Raw genomic sequence first — 6000 nt, 5'->3', positions numbered from 1 at the left:
CTCTTCCCCCTCTTCCCCCTCTCATTAAAAATTATGCAAACAATCACTCTCCCAACAATACTTCCTGGGAAATTGAACTTAGAAGAATTAAATAAACAATTGCGTCAAGGTACGGCTCAATTAGATTGGAGTGCTGTTATTTCTGCTCCCGAATCCCAACTGAATATCCTTTTAAACCAGCTTGATTTAGATAAAGACGCTGATAGCTTGGGAGTAGAGGAAGAAATTGCCGAAAATATTGCTAACGATATAATTCGTTATTTTGATAATAAAAATAAAAAGTCTAAAAAATCAACTTCAAAATCCCAATCAAAACAAAAACAAAATAATAAAATTGCCCTTGTTCGTAGTGAGGGATTTATCCCTCATCCCCCATCCGAAACCGAAGAAGATTTTGCAACGGATGAGAATAATGTAACGGATGAAGATTTGGCAACGGATGAAAAGAATATAACGGATGAAAATAATATAACGGATGAAAATTTGGCAACGGATGAAAATAATATAACGGATGAATTTGACAAAAAAGAATCAGATACTCAATTACAAGTACCCTCCCCCTACGAAATCCGAGCAAAACTAGAACAAGCAATACTAGCAGATTTACTAGGTCCCGCTGGTGGTGAAAATGAAGAAATTAATGAAGCAAGCGTGCGCGATCGCTATTTAGTCGGATTGCTTGCACCCCAGCGACAGCAAGTAAGTTTGGAACAACAGGATGAATTAGCTGTTGCGGGTTCGGGTAATACTGAGGAAGGAACGACGGAATCTAATACTGTCTCTAATGAAACCATGTTTCCTTCTTCTTTTGGCATGACTTTTTGTGTCAGCAATACAGCTACAGCTTTACAGGTAACTGCTGGTTGGGGACAATACGAACGGACTAAAAGCGAAATAACACCGTTCGATAATAGTCAACCGAAAACTGTTTGGAAACGTCATCAAATTCTGGAAACTTCCTCTCCCATACCTTTAAAGGAAGGTGAAATTAATAAATGGGTAGTTAATCAAGATTTTCCCGATGTTATCGTATTAGGACGTATAAAAAAACAAAGTAATCAAGATTGGATTGTTAGTTTATTTTTAATCAACGCACAAAAGGAACTTGATAAATTAAGAGATAGAGCTTGGTTGTTTCAACCGGAATTAAGCGTTGTTTCAGCAGATTCACAACATACCGATATTTTCCTCAAACGGGGACATCAAAGAGCATCCAGTAAATTAGATCCGGTAATTGCAGCCGAAGAAAAAGCAATGGCTATGCTGTACCGCAAACAGGTAGAATTTGCGATCGGACATGGTGTAAGCGTAAGTGCTGAAACTGCTGCGGAAACTACAGAAAAAGCTGTAAAATTATCTACTTCTGTTGTTCCTGTATACGAAGTTCCCAAATCCACACCTCCTCAAGCTGACGAAATACCGGAATTATCAGGTTTGGTTTTGGATATGCAAGAACTTTCTCAAACCACCGACTTAACAACCAAACTCAATCCGTTAATTACAGCTTACGAAACCTGGATTCAAACCCAATCAAAGCGGATATCTGACCCCAAAGAAGGATTGACAGATTACCAAGACACCGCAAATACTGCGATAAATAATTGCGATCGCGCTTTAAAACGAATTCAATCGGGTTTACAACTGCTAGAAACCAACGAAAAAGCAGCTGAAGCATTCCGATTTATGAACAAAGCCATGTATTTACAACGCTTGCGTTCAATTTACTCGGAACAAGTAAGACAGGGGAAACAACCAGAATTAGATCAAATTCCCAATCCTACCTGGTATCCCTTCCAATTAGCGTTTATCTTACTCAACTTACCCAGCAGTACCGATTTACATCATCCCGATAGAAGTCACGAAACCGATGCAGTAGCAGATTTATTATGGTTCCTCACAGGTGGTGGTAAAACCGAAGCTTATTTAGGATTGACGGCATACACTATAGCACTGCGACGACTGCAACCAAACATCGGTGGACGTAACGGTGAATCGGGCGTTGCGGTGCTGATGCGCTATACTTTACGACTTTTGACCTTACAGCAATTTCAACGGGCTACAACCTTAATTTGTGCTTGCGAATCTATCCGTCGGGAACAGCCGCAATGGGGTAAAGAACCTTTTCGCATCGGTTTATGGGTAGGACAACGTACAACTCCCAATCATACCGAGCAAAGCGAAGAATTCAGTAAAAAAGCGCGGGGACAATATCAGCATAGCGGTAGCGGTTCACCCCATCAACTGACTAATTGTCCTTGGTGCGGGACTAAAATTGACCCCGGTAAAAATATCGAAGTCGAAACCGTTAGTAAAGGTAGGGGACGCACTTTAGTTTATTGTGGTGATAGTTTAGGACGCTGTTTATTTACCAAAAAGCAATCCAAAGACGAAGGATTACCAATCTTAGTCGTAGACGAAGAAATATATCGTCGCTTACCGACATTATTAATTGCCACCGTCGATAAATTTGCACAAATGCCGTGGAAAGGTGAAGTGCAAATGCTATTTGGTAAAGTGAATGGATATTGCGATCGCCACGGTTTTCGTTCTCCGGATATCGAAGATACGGATACCCATCGTAAACTTAGAGATTTACCAGCAGCTAAAACGGTACCTTCAAATTTACTCAGACCACCCGATTTAATTATCCAAGACGAATTACACTTAATTAGTGGTCCCTTGGGTACATTAGTCGGACTTTATGAAACAGCTGTAGACGAACTTGCTTCTTGGGAAGTAAACGGTAAAAAAGTACGTCCCAAAGTAATCGCTTCCACAGCAACGATTCGTCAAGCATCATCCCAGGTATACAACTTATTTTTACGCAAAGTCCAAGTATTCCCACCCCAAGGATTAGACGTTTCCGATAACTTTTTCTCTCGTCAACGCACCCCCAGCCCCGAAAATCCCGGAAGACGTTATTTAGGAATCTGCGCTACCGGAAGGAGATTAAAAGCAGTATTAATTCGAGTTTATGTAGCCATCCTCGCAGCTTCTCAATCCTTATACGAACAATATGGAACTGATGTTGACCCGTGGATGACCTTAGTAGGTTATTTTAACTCCATGCGCGAACTCGGAGGAATGCGAAGATTAGTCGAAGATGATATTCGCACCCGTTTAGCAAAAATGGATCGTCGGGGACTTGCGAAAAGATTGCGAGTTGATTTAGAAGAACTCACATCCCGTAAAGACTCCACAGATATACCTATAGTTTTAGATAAATTAGAAACATCCTTCGACCCCAAACAAGAAGCAGAAATCAAAGCCAAACGCAGAGCCAAACAAAAAGTAGACCAATACGAACCCTTAGCAGTTTTACTCGCAACCAACATGATATCCGTCGGAGTAGACGTAAAACGCTTGGGAATCATGGCAGTTACCGGACAACCCAAAAACACCGCAGAATACATCCAAGCCACCAGTCGCGTCGGTCGTAGCTATCCCGGCTTAGTAATTACCGTGTATAATTGGGCGCGTCCCAGAGACTTATCACATTACGAACGCTTTCAACATTACCACGCCACATTCTACCAGCACGTCGAAGCATTATCCTTAACACCATTTGCATCCCGTGCGATCGACAGAGGTTTAGCTGCATTATTAGTATCCATGATTCGATTAGCGGGTAACGAATTCAACGGCAACGAACAACCCGGACGCATCGAACGCAATCATCCTTATATTAAAGCTGCCGTTGACGCGATATGTAAACGTGCTGGATTAATCGCAGATAATCAAACCCAGAAACTAGTAAAACAAGCGCTCGAATCAAAAATAGATACTTGGTTAAGCCAAGCGGAAAATATTCAAGGTGGTGGTATTTTAAAGTACAAATCGGGGAAACGCGATGGAGTGACTGTTGAATTATTGCGATCGGCAGGACAGCAAGACTGGCAAGATTTTACTTGTTTAAATTCTTTACGTAACGTCGAACCAACAGTAGGTTTGATATTACACGACTGTACCCCCGATGATGATTTTAGTCGCGTACCGCAACCGATGGCTGCTAGTAGTGAGGGATTTATCCCTCAAAATGATCATAATAAGGGATAAATCCCTTACTACAAACTATGTCAAATTATAAGTATAGAGTCGGCGAACTTAGACCAAGCCAAATATTATTTTCCTTTGGAGTGGGTGCGGTTTTGGATTTACCCAATCTTTCCGCTATGGTGATGGGGTTGGATGATTGGAGTGTTAATGGTACGAAGGAATTAGGCGAAGAACGTTTATTAGCTGCTGTTCGTAAGGAGTTGGGATTTCAGGTTAAACAATTACTTGCTCCACCTGTACCGGAAGAGGAAGTAAGTCAATCAAGTCCTTTTAATGAGGATAACAGAATCGGAATTCCGGTAGCTCCTTTTCCGGGATGGATGGTATGTCCTAAATGTCGGTTACTCGCTCCTTTACAATCTGGTTTTTTTCAACTTAAAGAAAATGCTTATAGACCAGATCAAACCCGTTACGTTCACAAACAATGTCCCAAAGCTAAACACGAGCCTACAGTAATTCCTGCAAAATTTCTAGTATCTTGCGAAAAAGGACATTTAGATGATTTTCCTTGGGTTTATTTCGTTCATAGGGGAGATACTAGCTGTAATCCAAGGTTGCGGTTAGAAGAATTGGGTGTTTCCGGTTCTCCTACAGATATTGAGGTAAAGTGCGATCGCTGTGATGCTCGTCGTCGATTATCGGATGCTTTTGGTGAGGAAGGCAAGAAAAATATGCCCAGGTGTCGCGCTCGTAATCCCCATTTACGCAATTTTGATGACGAGTGCGAAAAACAAATGAAAACTATTTTGCTCGGAGCATCAAATAGTTGGTTTCCCATCACTTTATCGGCTTTATCAATACCTACCACTTCCAATCAGTTAGTACAAACAGTCGAAAAATATTGGACTTCTTTGGGGAAAGCACCCAATCAAGCTACTTTAGAAACCTTGATTCAAGTTTTTCAAGCTACAAATCAATTTCCAGAATTATTACAAGAATTATCAAAGCATTCCATCGAAAAAGTTTGGCAAATAATCGAAAATAAACAACATCAGCCAGAAAATACAGACGAATCAGCTATTAGAGATTTAAAAACCCCAGAATGGTCAGTTTTTTCCAACGCTAACCCCCGTCTTAATACTCCCGACTTCCAATTAAAAACCGTTTCACCACCAACGGGTTATTCCAAGTATATCGAAAAAGTAGTCCTCGCTCAAAGACTGCGAGAAGTCCGCGCTCTGATCGGATTTACCCGAATTCAATCCCCCGGTGATTTCATTGATGCTGGAGAAATTCTCAACGAACATCAAGTTCCTCTGTGTCGGAATAAACCTAAATGGGTTCCAGCAAATGAAGTTAAAGGAGAAGGAATTTTTATTCAATTCAAAGAAAGTAAACTCCACCACTGGGAAAAAGACACTCAACTAAAAGCTTACGAAAATCAAGCAATTCAAGCTCATAACAGTTGGTGTAAACTTCGTTCCCTCGATCCCGAACAAGTCAGATTTCCCAGTGTTCGCTACATTTTACTTCATTCCTTCGCTCATGCATTGATGCGGCAAATGGCTATCGAATGCGGTTACAATGCAGCTAGTCTTAAAGAAAGAATTTATTCCAAACGACCAGAAGAAGAAGGTGAAACAATGGCGGGAGTATTAATTTACACTGCCGCTCCCGACAGCGAAGGTACTTTAGGGGGATTAGTCAGCTTGGGAGAGCCGTTAACTTTAGGACATCATATCGACCAAGCTTTAGAACAAATGGGCTTGTGTGCTTCCGACCCCTTATGCGCCGAACATACACCCTTCCAAGGTAATACATCTCTGCATTGGGCAGCTTGTCACGCTTGCTTATTTAGCCCCGAAACATCTTGCGAGCGCGGTAATAAATACTTAGACCGTTCTGTATTACTTCCAACCGTACAATTTGCTAAACTGGCATTTTTCGATGATGAATCATGAATCTACCTGCATCGCTGCTAGCGCAAATTTACGACTGTGCCAA

2 protein-coding genes are annotated in these 6000 nt (G+C 41.3%); both read left to right on the top strand.

The annotated features are described in order from the left end of the window. Positions 1 to 33 precede the first annotated feature (33 nt). Entirely contained in the window at positions 34 to 4056 is a 4023-nt protein-coding gene (gene drmA, locus IQ247_RS18060) for a DISARM system helicase DrmA (RefSeq protein ID WP_193922427.1), read from the top strand. A gap of 17 nt (positions 4057 to 4073) precedes the next feature. Then, positions 4074 to 5957 carry an MrfA Zn-binding domain-containing protein gene (gene drmB / locus IQ247_RS18055; protein ID WP_193922425.1) on the top strand — a complete coding sequence of 628 codons (1884 nt, stop codon included), beginning with the start codon at positions 4074 to 4076 and terminating at the stop codon, positions 5955 to 5957. The last annotated feature ends 43 nt before the right edge of the window (positions 5958 to 6000 follow it).

It is taken from the genome of Plectonema cf. radiosum LEGE 06105 (assembly GCF_015207665.1).
Taxonomy (GTDB): domain Bacteria; phylum Cyanobacteriota; class Cyanobacteriia; order Cyanobacteriales; family Nostocaceae; genus Rivularia; species Rivularia radiosa_A.
This window is presented reverse-complemented; position numbering and strand designations above follow the sequence as displayed.

Bases quoted from the DNA above. Each gene is read 5' to 3' on its own strand.
- drmA (WP_193922427.1), top strand. From the start codon at position 34: ATGCAAACAATCACTCTCCCAACAATACTTCCTGGGAAATTGAACTTA.
- drmB (WP_193922425.1), top strand. From the start codon at position 4,074: ATGTCAAATTATAAGTATAGAGTCGGCGAACTTAGACCAAGCCAAATA.